The following is a 17,520-nucleotide window of genomic DNA, read 5'->3' on the forward strand; positions in this document are numbered from 1 at the left end:
CTATGGGGTCAAATCCAGTATGCGGCTACGATCCACCATCGAATGCGCAGCTCGCCCAAACCGAACCGGTCAGTGCAAGCAGCACCACTCCTGCGAACCCAGCCTGAGCAGCCTGCTGAGTAGTGTTGGCCACCTAGTAACGTAGATTGACAGTTCCATGGCAGCGTATGGCCAATCCAAGCACATAGGGTAGCAAAGAGTCACCTTTTACCACGGACAGACTCCTTCAACGTTGTTCCGTGTTGCCGCACCCCATACATGAACTCCAAATCCGCTAATTTCAATGAATTCAACTTCAACAGGGAATCGACAAATCTGTTGTTTGATAGCCGGTACTTCTTTGTTTTCCTGCGGTCTTTGGCATCATACCTAGCTTCCACTCGTTGCCACATAAACTTACAGATATACGCGATTTGCTTTAACGGATGCTTGAGCTTTTGAAACAGAACAGGCCTGCGTTTTCGAACCTTGACATTGAGTGGCATACACTGCAATCCAAGTGTCTTACGAAACCTCCTCCACTCTGGTGAATAGGAGCTTTTGCATCTAACCAAGAGGTGAAAGTGGGGCATCCAACGTTGATACTCTGATTGATAATCCACTTCAAAAAAGCCTATGACAATGTCCGTTACACCTGCTCGTTCTAGTTGTTTGCGGAGCTTATCTTTCAAACGAGAAATATCGAGTTGCTTTAACTCGCGGACCATCTCATCATAATAGATGAAGGTTGCAATCCTCCACTCTGTATAGTCTTCACAGAACAGCGTCAGTTGACTTATCTTCTTTACTCGCAAGCTCCTTATACATTCAGGGCATGCCAGACTATAACAAGGTTCATCCTCATCACAGTCTGATAGTTTTTCAGCAAGTAACCTCGCACTATTGAGACTAGATGTAGATAGCGTCTTTACGCGTACTTTCTTTTCATTCCAACATGCTTCGAGCGTCTCAAACTTTGGCAGCAAAGATTCGACGTCGATAAACTCGCTTATTCTTGCATTCATGAACTTGTTCATTATGAATACCTAATGATTCGTGGCTGACATTCTCAAAGCCATAGACTACCCATGAGCCAGCACAACAACATGCTTTACCTTCATTGAGTAGAAACAAGCGTTCTGTCGTGAAACAGTGAACTTAACTAGAGGGCGTCGGTAATGGTTGAGAATGTGAAGAGGACAATCAAGCACAACAACTTAGCTGCTCATATACTGGACTCACTCTGGTTTGGTATATTGCAAGGCATTCATCCAGTCTTGTATATCAGAAGAGCGCCACATCACTCGTCGACAGCCTTTCTGTTGAACTGAACTTGGAAAGTTTCCCTTCTTTATCAGACGATAGATCGTAGCGCGAGAGATGGTGCAACATTCGATAACTTCGGCCAGGTTCAGCAAACGCGTTTCATGTTTCATAAATGACTCCTCGTAATGGTCGAAGGTCATTTACAGATTTCGAAAACAGGGGCTGCGCAGCGCATTCTCTGCTCCTCAATGTCGCATGCAGAACGTACAGAAACCCGGTGAAAGCTCCACCACCATGCAGTCCTATGCCCCAGTTAGGTGTTAGGCGCTCATCTTGGGACAGACTTCAGCTTAAGGGCCACTCTCATGGTTGCCGCATCCAGAGAGACGTTGTGATAGAGACAAGGAGCGAGCCGGGATACATCCCCATGGCAGGTGACTCGATAGATGGTTGAAACTGTTGAGTGTGTGGTTCATTGGCATGGCTAACCACTGCCTCAGGAGCACTCAGCGCTAGGGAAAGAGAAGAGAGAAGAGAGAAGAGAGAAGAGAGCAGAACTGGCCACTCAATGCAGAGTGTCTCTCGCGTTACAACGTTGTACGTTGCAGCAACGTACAACGTCGATAACAAAAAATCAACATAAGTATTTGAAAGATAAGATAATAATGAACATTGCAAACGGTGATGATAATCTGCAATCTTCAACAGTGGCAGGAAGGCAAATGGTCTGGTTGACCGAAGTCTGGTAACTATCTCTCCTTGATTGTGCTCTGATCTCTCGGGTCTGTCCGAGAGATCAGATGGACAAACCTAAGCAGAAAGTCAGCTGGTAGTGGCTGTGCAACCAAGATCTAGTTCAGGCGTAGTCTCGAATCCACTGGACGACGCCATCACCTAGATGCATTGCACAACCTATCATGGTCGACATGAATGGTTCGGCTTTCATCGCAACAGTGCTGCTGAGCGCGGCTTGACGCTCAGGTTGTCAAGTGCCGCCGCGCACCTCGGAACAAGTCCCCACACAGGATGGAGGGCCTATGTAAGCCATCAACACAGTTACAGCTGTATCAACAAGTCAGTGTGGTGAACACCAGTTATCAGTAGATGAGAGCAACCTGCGGCTTGATATCAGATCCCATTCACTACGATGTAGTCACTAACGTATCCAGATGGTCTGCCCAGCGCTGTAACCACTCTCGGCTTTGCTCGGTGTATCTATGAAGATCATATGTACCGATCAAACCTTTCTTGGTATGTCCGAGAATGGCTTCTGCAACTTCAGAAGGACATTGCAGACGAGACAGTCCTGTTCTAACAGTTCGACGGAGATCGTGGGGAGTCCATCGAGGGATATCTAACATCAAGTCTGCTTCCCTCATTGCCCAAGCACTTTCCGTTAACTGCTTCTGTTTAATTGGCTTTCCTGTCCTCTGGGATGGGAACAAGTAAACCTCATTTCCTATCTTATTTGTTCTGAGAAAATTGATGCATTGACGTGGAAGCTGAATCTCTCTTGCGACACCAGTCTTTGACTCTCTGATATGGAATACTCCATCATCAATATCAATGTTTCGCCAAGCAGCTTCACATATTTCACCTGTTCGGCACCCAGTCCACAGCGTCATTCTAAATATGTTCTTTTGCACTTCAGTGAATTTTGAGCCAGGCAACCAAGCCAGAAACAGCTTAAGTTCATCGTCATTCAAAAAACGACTACCCTTTTTTGATGTCAGCTTCACCTTAGTTCGAACCAAACTCACTTTTGCTTGAAGCGCAGGGTTGATAAATTGATCGTCAAACTTTCCCATCCCCATTGAATAATCGTAAGCGGCTAGAATTTCGCGCAATACATTTCCAGCCTGAACATTAGCGCCTCGACTCACGATGGACATAACAAGATCAATAATATCTTGTCTACTCACATCACGAGCCAATCGCTCACCAAGCATTGGAACAGCATCGCCATACAGAGTGCGCCTAGCCTCATCCTGGCCCTTCTTTTTTCTTGCTCCGCTCTTTATAGCGCCATTAGGCAACACTTGATCTTCTATATGATTCTGTAGGTAAAGCTCGATCATCGCTTGAAGGGTGAACTTTCCTAGTGCGCTTTCATTCTTGATTTGCTGTTTAAGCTCAAATGCGGCCGCTCTCGCTTCTGTAGCCGGACATCGACCTTGTTGCCTGATGAGCTTGAGCTCCCGTAGTTTTATACGGGCCTGCTCTAAGGATACGGCTGGAAATACGCCAAGTGAGATCTGAATTAATTTATTTGTTACTGGACTCGTATAGCGATAAAAAAATGTCTTTTTACCCGTCTTCCCGCAAGTAACACGAAGCCCTCTGTTGACCCCATTGTCAGCCTTATCGCTATCTGATGGCTTCATGACTTCAATTGCTCTAAAGGACAGTGCTTTGTTACCCTTGTCCGCTGGCATACCGGCCTCCTATGGCTGATGCATACGAGATCCTAACTTGACCGCATGCATAGGGCTCAATGTCTGTGTAGGCTACAAAACAAAAACCTACATTTCAACCTACACTTTCGCCTGCGATTGGGTGAGATCTAGTGAGACTCTCAGAGCAAACAAGATACCATGCAATCAACGTAACACATTGTTAGATTGGCACTTATATCGAGATAACTGCATGTCAGCACTAGAGAATCTTACCAATCACACACCAATGATGCAGCAGTACCTGACGCTCAAGGCGGAGAACCCGGAGATCCTGCTGTTCTACCGCATGGGCGACTTCTATGAGCTGTTCTACGACGACGCCCGCAAGGCCTCCCAACTGCTCGACATCTCCCTGACCAAGCGCGGCCAGTCGGCCGGTAGCCCGATCCCCATGGCCGGCGTGCCCTATCACGCCATCGAGGGCTATCTGGCCAAGCTGGTGCAGCTTGGCGAATCGGCCGCCATCTGCGAGCAAGTGGGGGACCCGGCCACCAGCAAGGGGCCGGTGGAGCGCAAGGTCATTCGCATCATCACGCCAGGCACCGTCTCCGACGAGGCGCTGCTCACCGAACGTCAGGACAACCTGATCGCCGCCGTCTATCACGATGGCCACCGCTTCGGTTACGGCACCATGGACATCGGCTCCGGCCGCTTCTTCATCAACCAGTTCGAGAAAGAAGAGACCCTGCTGGCCGAGCTGCAACGCACCAATCCGGCGGAGCTGCTCTATCCCGAATCCTTCGCCTTCCTGCACCATGTCGAGGGTCGCCGCGGCCTGCGCCGCCGCCCGGAGTGGGAGTTTGAGCTGGGCACCGCCCGCAAGCTGCTCTGCCAGCAGTTCGGCACCCAGGATCTGGTGGGCTTTGGCGTCGAGCAGAGCGAGACCGCCCTGTGCGCCGCCGGCTGCCTGATGCAGTACGTGAAAGACACCCAGCGCACCGCCCTGCCCCATATCCGTAGCGTGCGCCTCGAGCAGCCCGATCACGCGGTCATCATGGACGCCGCCACCCGCCGCAACCTGGAGCTGACCCAGAATCTGGCCGGCGGTCACGACAACACCCTCTCCGCCGTGCTCGACAGCACCGCTACCCCCATGGGCAGCCGGCTGCTTAAGCGCTGGATCCACCAGCCGATCCGCGATCGGGTGATCCTCAAAGGCCGTCAGAGCACCATCAAGGAGCTCATCGAGCAGAACCTCTACGACGAGCTGGGCGGTTTGCTGCGCCAGGTCGGCGACGTGGAGCGGGTGCTGGCGCGCCTGGCCCTACGCTCGGCCCGCCCGCGCGATCTGACTCGTCTGCGGCAGGCCTTTGCCCAGTTGCCGGAGCTACAGCGCCTGCTGGCGGGCAGCGAGCACGAGGCGGTGCAGCAACTGCGCGAGCGGGCCAGCACCTTCCCCGAGCTGCTGGATCTGCTGGAGCGCGCCGTGATGGAGGTGCCGCCGGTGCTGATCCGCGATGGCGGCGTCATCCGTGAAGGGTTCAACACCGAGCTGGACGAGCTGCGCGATCTGGCCAACGGCGCCACCGCCAGCCTGGCCCGCATCGAGGAGCGCGAGCGACTGCTGACCGGCATCAACACCCTCAAGGTGGGCTACAACAAGGTGCACGGTTTTTATATCGAGGTGAGCCGCGCCAACAGCCATCTGGTGCCGGCCCACTACATCCGCCGCCAGACCCTCAAGAACAACGAGCGCTACATCATCGATGAGCTGAAAAAGTACGAGGACAAGGTGCTCACCGCCCAGGCCCAGGCGCTGGCGCTGGAAAAACGCCTCTATGAGGAGTTGCTCGACGCCCTGCTGCCGCACCTGGCCCCATTGCAGGAGTCCGCCGCCGCCCTGGCCGAGCTGGACGTGCTCGGCAACCTGGCCGAACGCGCCGAGACCCTGAACTACTGCTGCCCCGAGCTGGTGAATGAGGATCGCATCGAGATCGAGGCTGGCCGCCATCCTGTGGTCGAGCAGGTGATGACCGATCCCTTCATTGCCAACCCGATCAGCCTCAGCCGGGCCCGCCACATGCTGATCATCACCGGCCCCAACATGGGCGGTAAGTCCACCTACATGCGCCAGAGCGCGCTCATCGTGCTGCTGGCCCACATCGGCGCCTTCGTGCCGGCCGAGCGGGCGGTGATCGGCCCCATCGATCGCATCTTTACCCGCATCGGGGCGTCGGATGATCTGGCCTCCGGCCGCTCCACCTTTATGGTGGAGATGACCGAGACCGCCAACATCCTCAACAACGCCACCGCCCAGAGCCTGGTGCTGATGGACGAGATCGGCCGCGGCACCAGCACCTATGACGGGCTGTCGCTGGCCTGGGCCTGCGCCGAGCAGCTGGCGAGCAAGATTGGCGCCTACACCCTGTTTGCCACCCACTACTTCGAGATGACCCGCTTGCCAGAGCTGCTGGAAGGGCTGGCCAACGTTCATCTGGATGCGGTCGAGCACGGCGACACCATCGCCTTTATGCATGCGGTGCAGGAGGGGGCGGCCAGCCGCTCCTACGGCCTACAAGTGGCGGCGCTGGCCGGGGTGCCGAAAAGCGTCATCCATCAGGCTCGCCACAAGCTGGCCGAGCTGGAGAGCGGCGATCACAGCAAGCCTGCGGCCAATGCGGCGCCGCGCCCGCAACCAGCCCCCCTGCCCCACCCCGTGGTGGAAGAGCTGGCCGGGATCAAACCCGACGAGCTGAGCCCGCGTCAGGCACTCGATCTGCTCTATCGCCTCAAGCAACTGCTGTAACCAGGCCAAGGATAAAAAAAGGGGAACCTCACGGTTCCCCTTTTTGTTGTGGCGGGCGATGCCCTTAGGCCGGGCCGATACGATCCACCAGATTGAGGTGGGGTACCCCACCCTGACGCTTAAGGTTCTGGTGATACTCCAGCTGGCGCTGGCTTTCACGCTTGAGGCCGAGCATCAGTGAGTAGCACATGGCCAGCATGATCACCGAGAAGGGCAGCGCCGCTATGATGCTGGCGGCCTGCAACGCGGCCAGCCCACCCGAGAGCAGCAAGATGGCCGCCACCAGACCCTGGCCCAGCCCCCAGACAGCGCGGTGCAACACGGGCGGCTCCTGATCCCCGATCGAGAGCAGGGTGGTGATGACCAGGGTGCCCGAATCGCTGGAGGTGATGAAGTAGGTGCAGATGAGCAGGGTCAGCACCCCCTTGGCAATCAGCCCAATGGCGCCCCAGTCCATCAGCTCGACCGTTTTGTAAAGCGCCAGGGTGACGTCCTCATTGACCGCAGCCACCACGCCGCCTGCGCCAAACAGCTCGAGGTTCATGGCACTGCCGCCAAACACGGTCAGCCACAGCATGCCGAGCAGGGAGGGCACCAGCAGCACCCCGAGCACGAATTCACGGATGGTGCGCCCTTTGGAGATGCGGGCGATAAACATGCCGACAAACGGCGCCCAGGCAATCCACCAACCCCAGTAGAAGGCGGTCCAGCTCGATTGCCAGGCCGAGGTACCGTTGGCCTCGGTGTTGGTCCAAAAGCTCAGGCGAATGATATTTTGCAGGTAGTCGCCGATGTTCTGCACATACCCGTTGAGGATGTAGGTGGTCGGCCCCATCGCCAGAAACAGCAGCAGGATGAAGATGCTGAGCCAGACGTTGAGCTCGGAGAGGATCTTCACCCCGCGCCCCACCCCGGAGACCGCCGACAGGGTGGCGATGACGCTGATGATGCCGATGAGCCACAACTGGTTGGTCTGAGAGACCTCGAGCCCCAACATCTGGTTGAGGCCGGTGTTCATCTGAGCGACCCCGAGCCCGAGTGAGGTGGCCACACCAAACACGGTACCAAACACCGCCAACACGTCGGCGGCGTGGCCCCAGAAGCCGTAGATCCGCTCGCCGAGAATGGGATAGAGCACGGAGCGAATGGCCAGCGGCAGCTTGCGCCGATAGCTGAAAAACGCCAGCGATAGGCCGACGATCACATAGATGGCCCACGGATGCAGACCCCAGTGGAAGAAGGTGAGGCGCATCGCCACTTGGGCGGCCTCGGGGGTCATCCCCTCGGTGATGAAGGGGTTGGACTGCAAGTGATAGATGGGTTCGGCAATGCTCCAGAACACCAGCCCGATCCCCATGCCGGCACTAAACAGCATGGCGAACCAGGAGAAGTAGCCAAAATCCGGTTCCTGATCGTCGTCACCCAGCTTGATGCTGCCAAAACGGCTGAACATCAGATAGATGGCGAAGAACAGAAACAGGGCGACCACCAGGATGTAATACCACTTGAAGGCGGCGATGATGGTGTCTTTGGCGCCGGTAAACCAGATGCCGGCCTCCTTGGGATCAAACACCCCAAGCAGCAGAAACAGGGTGACTACGGTCAGGGCCGTGACGGCCATAGTGGGGTTGAGCCCCTTAAAAAAACCATGCGTTGCTCGCATCGGGCCTCCTTAGTTCTGGTTGAAAAACTCTTCGCCAACGTGCTCACCGGCACCGCCGATGGCGCGATAGACCAGCTGGCCCACCGGATATTCCCGATGATCCACCAGGGTCACCGAAGCCTGTCCGTTCACCGCCGGCCGCTTGCCGAGGAAGATCGCCATGGGGACGCCGACATTGGAAACCCCGCTGGTGATCCAGAGGCGATTGAAGTCGTAGCTGCCACCGATGAACTCGAGCTGGGCCAGGCCATTGTCGAGACCAGAGAGATAGAAGTTCATGGCACTTTCATCGGGGAAAAGATGCACCAGCACATAGGAGTAGCGCAGTTCATTCACCAGTTCCTTTAAACTGAAAGCACCTGTCTCACTGTATGAGAGTGGCAACTCCCCATCGTAGTGGTGAACCTTAAGATTGTTCGGGTCTTCATCGTAAGCGGGTTGATAGCGAACAAATGCAGCAGTATCAGGAAGTTCATAACGCACACGGACTACTTTGAGTGCGTCAACCAGTGACTTGATGTCGAGGGTCTCGCTCATGATTGACCTCCTCTAGGCTCTATTTATGAGTCAAAAGGGGGCTAATTTATCATAAATTCATTAGAGCATAAAACTTTTGATGTTGAATCATATTGACCCTTCCGACAGCAAAAGGGAAAATGTGGCATCTCTTGAGGCGGACAATGACACCGTGAACAAACATGACGAGCTACTGGTCGCACTGCGACAGATCATTCGTGCTATCGACCTGCACTCCAAGCGCTTGATCAAGGAGGCGGGACTGACGGCGCCACAACTGTTGCTGCTCAAAGGAATGAATGATCTTGGCAACGCCTCGATGCGCCAGCTGGCCGATCACACCAACATGAGCCAGGCCACCGCCACCACCATCATGGATCGGCTGGAGTCACGGGGGCTGGTGATCCGGGTGCGCAGCGAGAGCGACAAGCGTAAGGTTCATGCCAGCCTCACCGAGGCGGGCCGCGAACTGCTGGCCGATGCGCCGACCCCGCTGCAAGAGAGCTTTATCCTGCGCTTCCAGGCATTGGAAGAGTGGGAGCAGAGCCTGCTGCTCTCCTCGGTGCAGCGCATCTCGAGCATGATGAACGCCAACGCCATCGATGCCGCGCCCGTGCTCAGCGTACGCCCGCTGACCGAAGAGAAGGCATGAACCCACAGCCATAAAAAAAGCTCCCGAAAGGGAGCTTTTTTTATGGCTCGGCATTAATCCTCGAGGGAGATGCCGATATTGGAGACCCCACCCTGCGCCGCAAACGCCTTGATGGCGAGGATGCTGTCGCTGTCACGCTCGAAGGCGACCCGCTTTTGCAGCTCAACCTGGAACTCCAGCTCATTTTCGAACACCTCGTGTTCATAGAGCTCGTCGTCTTCCATCTCGCGCCCTTCCAGCATCTCAATGAAGCCGGCCACACAGCCGATAGAGGCATGGCTCGCCTCCTCAGACTCCTCGCCCACCCGGCAGATCACCGAGTTGTAGGCACAACCCAGCGCAACACAGGCATCCAGCGCCGGGTAGGCGCCATAGCTGTCAAAGCGGGTCGGGTCCGGGATCTGGCTCTCGAACTCTTCGAGCAGGGCGCTCAGGTTGACGCGCGAGCCCTTAACCGTGAGATATTCCCACATCTGATCCAGCGTCTGGCGAAAGGCCATCGCGCTGCCAAAGCCGGATGCCTGGGCAAACAGGGCGTAGTTAGGGTACATGCGCTCGGCCAAGGCCAGGGCAAAAACAGTCTGTTGCCAGGGTTGCAGCTCTCGCAGCCGCTTGTAGAACTTGTCACCGAACACGGGGGACTCCTCTCAGTCAGTTGCGGCCGATTGTATCCCAATGGCCGGGGTGGCGAGAAATGAAATGCGGCTGGTCGGCTATCTTGGCAAAAAATGTGGGGTAAGATGAAGGACATAGGCGCCAGCTCGACAACAAGGACAGAATAATGAGCCAACGTACCCTGCTCCTGCTCAGCCAGGATAACGCCCACTACGAACGCCTGCTCAAGGCGGCCCACCTTCCCCACCTGCGGATCCTGCGCGCCGATAGCGATGCCGAAGCCAAGGCCAAGATTGGGGAGGCCCATATCCTGATGGCCGAGCCGGCCCGAGCCAGGCCACTGCTGGCACAGGCTAGCAAGCTGGTCTGGCTGCAATCGACCTATGCTGGCGTCGATATTCTGCTTGGCCCTGGCGAGCGCCGTGATTACCAGCTCACCAATGTGCGCGGCATCTTCGGCCCCCTGATGAGTGAATATGTCTTCGGCCACCTGCTGGCCCTGACCCGCCAGATCGTCCACTACCGTGAGCAGCAGCGCCAGAAGGTGTGGCAAAGCCGCCCCTACGAAAGCTTGCGGGGCAAGACCCTGCTGATCCTCGGCACCGGTAGCATAGGCCAGCACATCGCCCAGACCGGCCATCACTTCGGCATGCAGGTGCTCGGCGTGAGCCGCAGCGGCCGTGAGCGCCCAGGGTTTACCCAGGTTTACCAGGTGCCGGCACTCAACAAGGTGCTGCCCCAGGCCGATGTGATCGTCAGCGTGCTCCCCTCCACCCGAGAGACACGCCATCTCTTCAACGCCGAGCGCTTCAGTTACTGCAAACCAAGCGCCATCTTCTTCAACGTGGGGCGCGGCTCGGCGGTGGATAGCACAGCGCTGCTCACGGCCCTTCGCACCGGCAAGCTCGGCTTCGCCGTGCTCGACGTGTTCGAGCAAGAGCCCCTGCCGGCCGACTCTCCCCTGTGGGGCCAGCCCAACTTGACCATCACCCCCCACAACAGCGCCTACAGCTTCCCCGAAGACGTCGCCCAGATCTTCATTCGCAACTACATCCGCTTCATCGATGGACAACCGATGGACGGCAAGATTGACTTCGATAAGGGCTATTAAGCCTCACCTTTACAGGTTGTATCAGGATGCGTCCAGCTTGGTACAACCGGCGCTCCCATCCTTCGCTGAGCCACTTCTTCCTGCGCAGGCCTAGCGAGCGCGCACGGGCCGGACTTGCCACCTAAGTTGGACAGAGAGCGAAAGGGGGTAGGCACACCGCGTTAACGGTATCGCTAAGAGGGACAGAGAGGCAGAGAGGCAGAGAGGCAGAGAGGCAGAGAGGCAGAGAGGGGATTTTGATTTCCGAACTAATTAAAAATAAGTTTAATTTTTAAACGATGGATTGCGTTTAGACAAAGGAACGGGGCCAACGGCCCCGCTACATTTCCCGATTTAAACCGCTTGAGCCAAATGCTGACGGTAGCGACCACGCCACTTGTCATGCTCTTCCTGATTGCCCTTCTCGGCCCAGAATTCACAGATATCCCGCGCCAGATCCGCTGCCATGGCATGATCTTCATCGCGCCGGCTCAGTAGATAGTCACCTAGCCAGGATTGATACTGTTCCATATTTATCTCCTTATCGCAGATGGTCTGAATGTCTCCCGTCATGCCCAAGCATGGTCAAAATAAAACCTTTCTACTCTAACCTTTATTGACGGCGTTGGCTATGCCCATCGCATCAAGCAGCCATCCTGCGGGCTCAACGCGAATCTGATACTCCTCCATGGCCTAGTTGCTAGGCTGCGGAGTTCAGAGCGCTTTCGATCGCTGTCATACACACAAAATCATTAAATGACATTAAGCCATGGGATGACCTTTTATATATTTTATCTCTACACACCCAATTTATTTTTCAATCAGTTCAACAGCACATTAAAAATATTCAGACTGACAATATAAGCGTCTAGCCCCTTAATCACGCGGCCGCCGGGTAATCAATCTGCAACCGCGGCGAATAGATCAGCACTTTATCTCTGCCTCTCTATCCCCATGGTTCAATAACCGAACTCCTTGCGCGACTCGGCCTCGGTAATTTGATAGTCAGGGAGTGAACGGGCTAAATCATTTAGCACTCGTTCATAATCTTCCTTGTGTGTTAACACAATGCCGTACTGTCCTGTCGCTCTTGGCATCTCCTTAATTTCTATCCCATAGATGTCCCTAAATATGGAAATTTCACCATAGCCTTTGAACTGGCAGCCACTATGAAACACTCTTGGTTTCATATTGGTTATTTTAAAGGCCAGAAATGCACCTGCACCTGCACCGGCCAGTGCCAGTGGGCCAACCAAGCCCACCGCGATAATGCTGCCCACAATCAACAGACCACCAATTCCGCGTGCAATGGTGTAAGCCACTTCCGGGATCTTGTCCTGCTGGGTGTAGTAAATCCCCTTAGCAGTCATTCGGTAGTGATAGAGTTGATTGGGTAAATAAAGAAAGCGGACTTGAAACGCTGTTAACACACTCAAAAAAAGAAAAATCCACATCGAATCACGAGCGTTTGACTGCACCTCAAATAAAAAAATGGAAAGACTGATAACTAAAAAAAAACCACTAGCGATCCCTGTGATTAACCACACTAACCGCTGTTGATGTTCAATCTCCCACTCATACAAGATTGGCTCTTTTTGCAACTCAAGGTACTGCTCGCTGTAGTAGTGGTTGGCGCCATCAGCCTCTGCACTCTCTGCGTTCTGCTTGTGTTCTGTGGTGTCACTCATCTTATTTCAACTCTATCAAGGTGCCCTGGGCAGGCAGTTTATCATCGATTTCGGCGGTCAATACGACCCCTTTGGCCAGGGTGCCACGGGCCATAAAACGCAAGGGCTGGCCACTTAAACTCTCTGCTGCCGGGTAACCTATCTGCAACCGCAGTTCATCCCCCTCATTGGCAACAACCGCCAGTGTCACCTGTCCAGCCCCTTGGCTAGTCACCTTGATGGCCGCCTCTTGCGCAGCCCCAAGCACAGGAGTTAGCACGGAGGCGGGGTAGCTCTGCTTGGCAAGCTGATAGCCAAGCCGCTTTATCGACAGCTGCAAGGTGATGGTGCGCAGGTGCGGCGGCAGCGCAACGGTCAGCTTCCCCCTCTTGAGCTCCACCGTCGGCTGACAAGCAACCCGCTCATATTGGAGCAGCTCTTCAGCCGCAGGCCACCCGGCTGGTTTGGTGCCCCAAGTGGATTGCAACAACCAGCGCTCGATAGGCAGGCGGCTGTAGCGTGCCAGTATCACGGTGGCGGCCAGATAGAGCAGGGTGCCGATACCGATAGCGACAACCATCCAGGGAGCCCAGATTGCACCGAGTGATGAACCCATCCCTCTCAACAGCAAGGAAACCCCGGGCGCGCCCATTTGCATACCCAAGCTAACCTGCTTGAGCTGGTAGCCAAATCTCTCCATATCGGCATTGGTATCATCCTTTAGCTTGGCGCGTGTTTCCCACGCCTCCAACCCTGCCGCCAGCAGCCCCAGCCCGGTCATCCAGCTGGTGGTGAGGGTAAAGCGGCGCACCAGGGCGGGGTTTGCTTCTCTGGCTTTCGCCAAGGGTTGATTAAGTAAGTGTGAGGGCACCACCACCTGCCCCTGCTTGATGGCCACCATGGCGCTGCCGGTCCAGGCGGCGGTGTAGGCCAGATTGCGGCTCAGCTCCAGCTGTGCGGCGGGGTTGCCCTGCAGTTTGCGAGCACTCTCGTCATACCCTTGCAGCGCGACCGTCAGGTTGGCGATATTGAGCAGGGCCGCCAATCCGCCAAAGTTGCCCCATCCCTGCCATACCTTGGCGGCCGCTTGCGCCCCTCTAGCCCCTTGTCGCTGCAAGGTGAGGTAGCTCACCATTCTGCGTTCAAAATCCTGCTGTAAACCACCTTCCAGCAGCAGCAGGCGGGGCCATTTCAGTTGCGACCACTCGGCCCCCGCCACTTTCATCCGGCCAAGGTGGCCCTCTGTGATTTTAGTGTCTGCGGTTGTCGCCAACTTGTTCAGCAGGTTGCCCTGCACCTGAGCCACAAAGGCCTTGCTCTCGGCCACAAACCCGGAGTTGATGCGCACCTGCTGACCGGTGTGAATTGATTCGAGTACCACCAGGCTCAGAGTGCGGCCAAGTTTTTCACCGCTGAGCAGATGCGGATGCAGCAACTCACTGAGCTGTTGCCATGGCTGGATGGCCACCCCGGCGATGGCCGCTTTGAGGGCGCTCATGGTCGCCTTGGCCCCCTCATGGAGCCCGCCAAACAGCTTGCTACTGCTCAGAAGATCGTTACTGGCTATCGCCTCCATCGCCGCCAGCGCGTTGGCGACGCCGGTGATATTACCCACCCCAATCCAGCCGGGGTTGTTCTCGAGCGCTTCTTTAACTTCGATATCAAAGCCGTAGTGCGCCAGCGCGGGCAGCGCCCCCTTTTTCAATGCCTTGGTCAGTGCAGCACCCCGTTGGGTGTCGGGAGCAAAAAACAGACTAAAGAGCCACTGGCCGCTACTGACCAGCAGCAGGGTCTGGGCATCCTCCGTCTGGCTATCGAGCCCCAACAGCAGGGGGGAGATCGGTAAGGCCTGCAATAGTTGCAGAGCATCGTCATAGGTAGCCAACCAGCGCGGGCGCAGGGCATCCATGCCTTGCGCGTACTGCTGGATAATCCCTTCCAGCCCAGACCAGTTCACTTCGTCATCAAAGCGCACCCCGGGCCAGCTGGCCCACTTGTCGGGGTTGATGCCCAGCTGCTTGAGCGCGGCATGCTGCGCCATCAGGCTCTGCTCGGCACCAGGGTCTATGTAGTGATTACCGCTCCCCTGACGCTCTTTGTACTTCTCTTTGGCAACCAGGTACGACTGCAGCTGCTTCTTGAGCTTGAAGGTCGCCAGACGGTCACCCCTGGCCGACGCAGGCAGGCTGCCCTCCTCGAGTGGGGGCAGGGCCAGCATCTCGGTGATACCGGCCATGGTCCAGCGGTGGCGGGTGTCATCGTCATTAAAGGGCTGCTCATGGCGGATAGCGATATCGCTCAGACGCATCGTCACATCGTGCATATCCGAGATAAGGTCATCGAGTGCTACCACCAAGGCGCTTTGCAAATCTGGCATACCGGCCTTGCAGGCATCCGCTGAGCCTGCCGGTTTGTCACGCCACAGCTTGCCGGGCTCAACCCCTTCGGGCGCCTTGAGAGGGGCGCAGCTGTCGACGAATCCCTCGTTGGGCAAGCCCATGTCGGCCACGTGGCTGGAGAGCAGATCCAGCAACCCGGCATGCTCGCCCCCCATCTCGCTGGCCAACGAGTGCAGATTGAATGAGCGCATCCCTTTGCTGCGCAGGCTGTTCTGCTCGCAGTACTCCTTTTTCAGCCGCTCGGTCCAGCGCTGATGGGAGAAGGCCATCGCCACCTTGTGGTTGGCAGGGTAGAGCAAATGCCCTTTGCTCCCCTTGCTGGCATGGATAAACTGGCTGCCTTTGACCTCGTACTCATCGAGCTCTTTCGCTATTTCATCAAATACATAGAGCCAGCCATCGCGCAGCTGGCGCAGGGTATAGGGGTTAGCCTTAAGGGCCAGCGGGCCTTTAAAGTCTTTAGCCGGCAGGGGGTGAGGCTGCGTGGCGGGCACCTCAAACACCTCACCGAGGGCATAACGCACCGGTACTAGGGCAATATCTTTGTCACAGAAAGAGCAGGGGCAGACTGGGCTTTTGCAATCCTTATTGCTGGCCGCGCCAGCCACTTGATTGGGGGTCGTCATGAGGAAACTTCCTGTGCGGTGGCGTGCTGCTCGGCCCAGTTGGCGGCCTGTTCAACACGTTGTGACGGGGTTTGTACCGAGGGTAAAGTCAGCAACTTGGTCAGGGTCGGGTAGTCATCACTGCCCCACCATCCATCGCCAACAAACCCCAACACATTGAAAAACAGCAGTTGCTCGCGCTCGGTCTGAAACCCCAGCTGATAAGCCTGCTTGGCCCAACGGGCAATCCAACTGCGCGGGTCACTCTGCTCGGCCAAGCGAGCCGGAAACCAACGCACCATATGGCGATGGGTGACCTCCAGCTGATGCTGCCAGCTCAGCTCACCCAGCCGCTCCCACTGGGTATCCGTGATCCTGAATTTTTCACCCAGCGGAGCCGCCAGCGCATCCCCAACCAGCCAATGGTGCCACCCTGCCCGGCTCGGCAACCAGACTTGCGCTATCCCCTGCCAGAGCCAGGGGTCAGCATCCACCAGCAGGCAAGCCATGGTCTCTGGGGCTGCCAACTTGAGCAGAATGCGGCTGCCGTAGGGGCTTTCTACCTCGATCAGTCGGCGCAGCTGATCTGCCAGCGGCAAGAGCGACAAGGGGGACGCAAGCAGCCATCCCGTATTGGCAGGCAGTGTCTGAAACCAGCGGAGCAACGGCTCGCTGACCTGCACCAGACAAGGTGATACCTCGCGCAGGGTGTCCCAGGGGGCGTAGAGATAAAGAGGTTGATAAGCCGGATTATCCGCAATCTCAAACAGTTGCCGCTCCAGCTCAGGAAGCTGCGCCCCATCCAGTAGCAGATAGAGGCGCTCCCCCTCGGCAAGGGTGAACTCGGGCAAGACCATTACTGGCTCCCCTCTTTGGCCAGTTGCTCACAGATCTCACACACCGGCTCTGCGGATTTGAGCGTCGCTATCTGGCGTACCGGGTCAACCGGTGCCGGCGGCGGCACGACTTCCACCTCATCGGGTTGCACCGGCATCTGCCCCGCCCAGCCGGAGCCGGAGCCTGGGCTGCCGCCGGAGTTCATCTTGATGGAGCCACCCGAGAGGGTGACCCCGCTCGGGTCGATTTTGACAAAGCTGCCACCGACTTTCAGGGTCAGCTCGGCGCCGGCTTCTAGCACTATCTTCATGCCCGCCTTCTGATGCACCTCGCTGCCCGCTTCCACCAGCAGGGACTGGCCGAGCTTCTGGTGCATGCTGGCATCGACGCTAAGCGAGTGGTCACCCTTGATGTGATCGCGCTTCTCCCCCTCCACCGTCAGGTGGTCGCTCCCCTTGATGCGAGTCACTCGCTCATTGTCGATGTCGCGGTGCTCGTCGTGCTTGATGTGCCAGGCGGCATCGTTCTCGATGAGCACGTTGAGATCTTTCTGGCCGTGGATGTAAATCTCTTCCTGGCCTGCCTGATCTTCGAAACGCAGCTCGTTGAAACCCTCGCCCTGGTGGGTCTCAGTGCGCAGCACGGTGCGGGTCTTGTTGGCAGGCAGCTCGTACGGCGGCCGGTTGGTGGCGTGATAGGTGCGCCCGGTGACGATGGGCTGATCCGGGTCACCTTCCAAAAACGAGACGATCACCTCGTGGCCGATGCGCGGGATGGCCATCATGCCGTACTGGCCGCCGGCCCAGCCCTGGCTCACCCGCACCCAGCAGGAGCTCTGGTCGTTGGAGCTGCCGTATCTGTCCCACGGAAATTGCAGTTTGACCCGGCCGTGCTCGTCGCAGTAGATCTCTTCGCCCTCGGGGCCGACCACGATGGCGATCTGCGGGCCATCCACCATCGGTTTGTGGGGCGGCAGAGCGCGCCAGGTGGTGCTGGCTTTGACCACCGCAAAGGCGTTGTGGTAGACGG

General features: G+C 56.6%; 14 protein-coding genes. 3 read left to right on the forward strand and 11 right to left on the reverse strand.

The window, feature by feature from the left end:
• Nucleotides 1–200: 200 nt before the first annotated feature.
• The 3 genes from BN1134_RS18115 to BN1134_RS18120 all read right to left on the reverse strand — a co-directional run bounded on the left by BN1134_RS18115 (nt 201) and on the right by BN1134_RS18120 (nt 3,680).
• Nucleotides 201–1,016, reverse strand: a complete 816-nt coding sequence (locus BN1134_RS18115) for a rep family protein (protein ID WP_156991868.1) — start codon at nt 1,014–1,016, stop codon at nt 201–203.
• Nucleotides 1,017–1,217: 201 nt separating this feature from the next.
• On the reverse strand, nt 1,218–1,415 hold the full coding sequence (locus tag BN1134_RS19485) for a helix-turn-helix transcriptional regulator (protein WP_084214864.1): 198 nt from the start codon (nt 1,413–1,415) through the stop codon (nt 1,218–1,220).
• Nucleotides 1,416–2,387: 972 nt separating this feature from the next.
• Nucleotides 2,388–3,680 carry a tyrosine-type recombinase/integrase gene (locus BN1134_RS18120; RefSeq protein WP_042048916.1) on the reverse strand — a complete coding sequence of 431 codons (1,293 nt, stop codon included), beginning with the start codon at nt 3,678–3,680 and terminating at the stop codon, nt 2,388–2,390.
• A 211-nt stretch (nt 3,681–3,891) separates the two neighbouring features.
• Between BN1134_RS18120 and mutS the strand changes: the two genes are divergently transcribed.
• Entirely contained in the window at nt 3,892–6,447 is a 2,556-nt protein-coding gene (gene mutS / locus BN1134_RS18125; RefSeq protein ID WP_042048917.1) for a DNA mismatch repair protein MutS, read from the forward strand.
• Nucleotides 6,448–6,511: 64 nt separating this feature from the next.
• Here mutS and BN1134_RS18130 read toward each other — a convergent pair whose 3' ends face one another.
• Both BN1134_RS18130 and BN1134_RS18135 read right to left on the reverse strand, forming a co-directional pair.
• Nucleotides 6,512–8,110 carry a BCCT family transporter gene (locus BN1134_RS18130; protein ID WP_042048918.1) on the reverse strand — a complete coding sequence of 533 codons (1,599 nt, stop codon included), beginning with the start codon at nt 8,108–8,110 and terminating at the stop codon, nt 6,512–6,514.
• A 9-nt stretch (nt 8,111–8,119) separates the two neighbouring features.
• The gene (locus tag BN1134_RS18135) at nt 8,120–8,647 is read right to left on the reverse strand and encodes a hypothetical protein (protein WP_042048920.1); all 528 of its coding nucleotides are present in this window, start codon (nt 8,645–8,647) and stop codon (nt 8,120–8,122) included.
• A gap of 151 nt (nt 8,648–8,798) precedes the next feature.
• Here BN1134_RS18135 and BN1134_RS18140 point away from each other — a divergent pair, with 151 nt between their 5' ends.
• Complete coding sequence (locus BN1134_RS18140; RefSeq protein ID WP_042048922.1) at nt 8,799–9,278, forward strand: MarR family winged helix-turn-helix transcriptional regulator; 480 nt, start codon at nt 8,799–8,801, stop codon at nt 9,276–9,278.
• A gap of 53 nt (nt 9,279–9,331) precedes the next feature.
• Here the strand turns inward: BN1134_RS18140 and BN1134_RS18145 are convergent, their stop codons facing one another.
• Nucleotides 9,332–9,913 carry a YjaG family protein gene (locus BN1134_RS18145; protein WP_042048923.1) on the reverse strand — a complete coding sequence of 194 codons (582 nt, stop codon included), beginning with the start codon at nt 9,911–9,913 and terminating at the stop codon, nt 9,332–9,334.
• A gap of 146 nt (nt 9,914–10,059) precedes the next feature.
• Here BN1134_RS18145 and BN1134_RS18150 point away from each other — a divergent pair, with 146 nt between their 5' ends.
• Entirely contained in the window at nt 10,060–11,004 is a 945-nt protein-coding gene (locus BN1134_RS18150; RefSeq protein WP_042048924.1) for a D-2-hydroxyacid dehydrogenase, read from the forward strand.
• 333 nt (nt 11,005–11,337) lie between these two features.
• Here the strand turns inward: BN1134_RS18150 and BN1134_RS20105 are convergent, their stop codons facing one another.
• The 5 genes from BN1134_RS20105 to BN1134_RS18170 form a co-directional block, all read right to left on the reverse strand.
• On the reverse strand, nt 11,338–11,514 hold the full coding sequence (locus BN1134_RS20105) for a hypothetical protein (RefSeq protein ID WP_193001975.1): 177 nt from the start codon (nt 11,512–11,514) through the stop codon (nt 11,338–11,340).
• A 428-nt stretch (nt 11,515–11,942) separates the two neighbouring features.
• Nucleotides 11,943–12,671, reverse strand: coding sequence for a hypothetical protein (locus BN1134_RS18980; protein WP_052449537.1), 729 nt, complete (start codon nt 12,669–12,671; stop codon nt 11,943–11,945).
• A gap of 1 nt (nt 12,672) precedes the next feature.
• On the reverse strand, nt 12,673–15,675 hold the full coding sequence (locus BN1134_RS18160; protein WP_042048925.1) for a toxin VasX: 3,003 nt from the start codon (nt 15,673–15,675) through the stop codon (nt 12,673–12,675).
• On the reverse strand, nt 15,672–16,511 hold the full coding sequence (locus BN1134_RS18165) for a DUF4123 domain-containing protein (RefSeq protein ID WP_042048927.1): 840 nt from the start codon (nt 16,509–16,511) through the stop codon (nt 15,672–15,674). The genes BN1134_RS18160 and BN1134_RS18165 overlap by 4 nt, the downstream gene beginning before the upstream one ends.
• Nucleotides 16,511–17,520 (reverse strand): type VI secretion system Vgr family protein (locus tag BN1134_RS18170; RefSeq protein ID WP_042048928.1); only part of this gene is annotated, 1,010 nt, incomplete at its 5' end. The genes BN1134_RS18165 and BN1134_RS18170, both read right to left, overlap by 1 nt.

The organism is Aeromonas simiae (assembly GCF_000820125.1).
In the GTDB taxonomy this organism is placed as follows: domain Bacteria; phylum Pseudomonadota; class Gammaproteobacteria; order Enterobacterales; family Aeromonadaceae; genus Aeromonas; species Aeromonas simiae.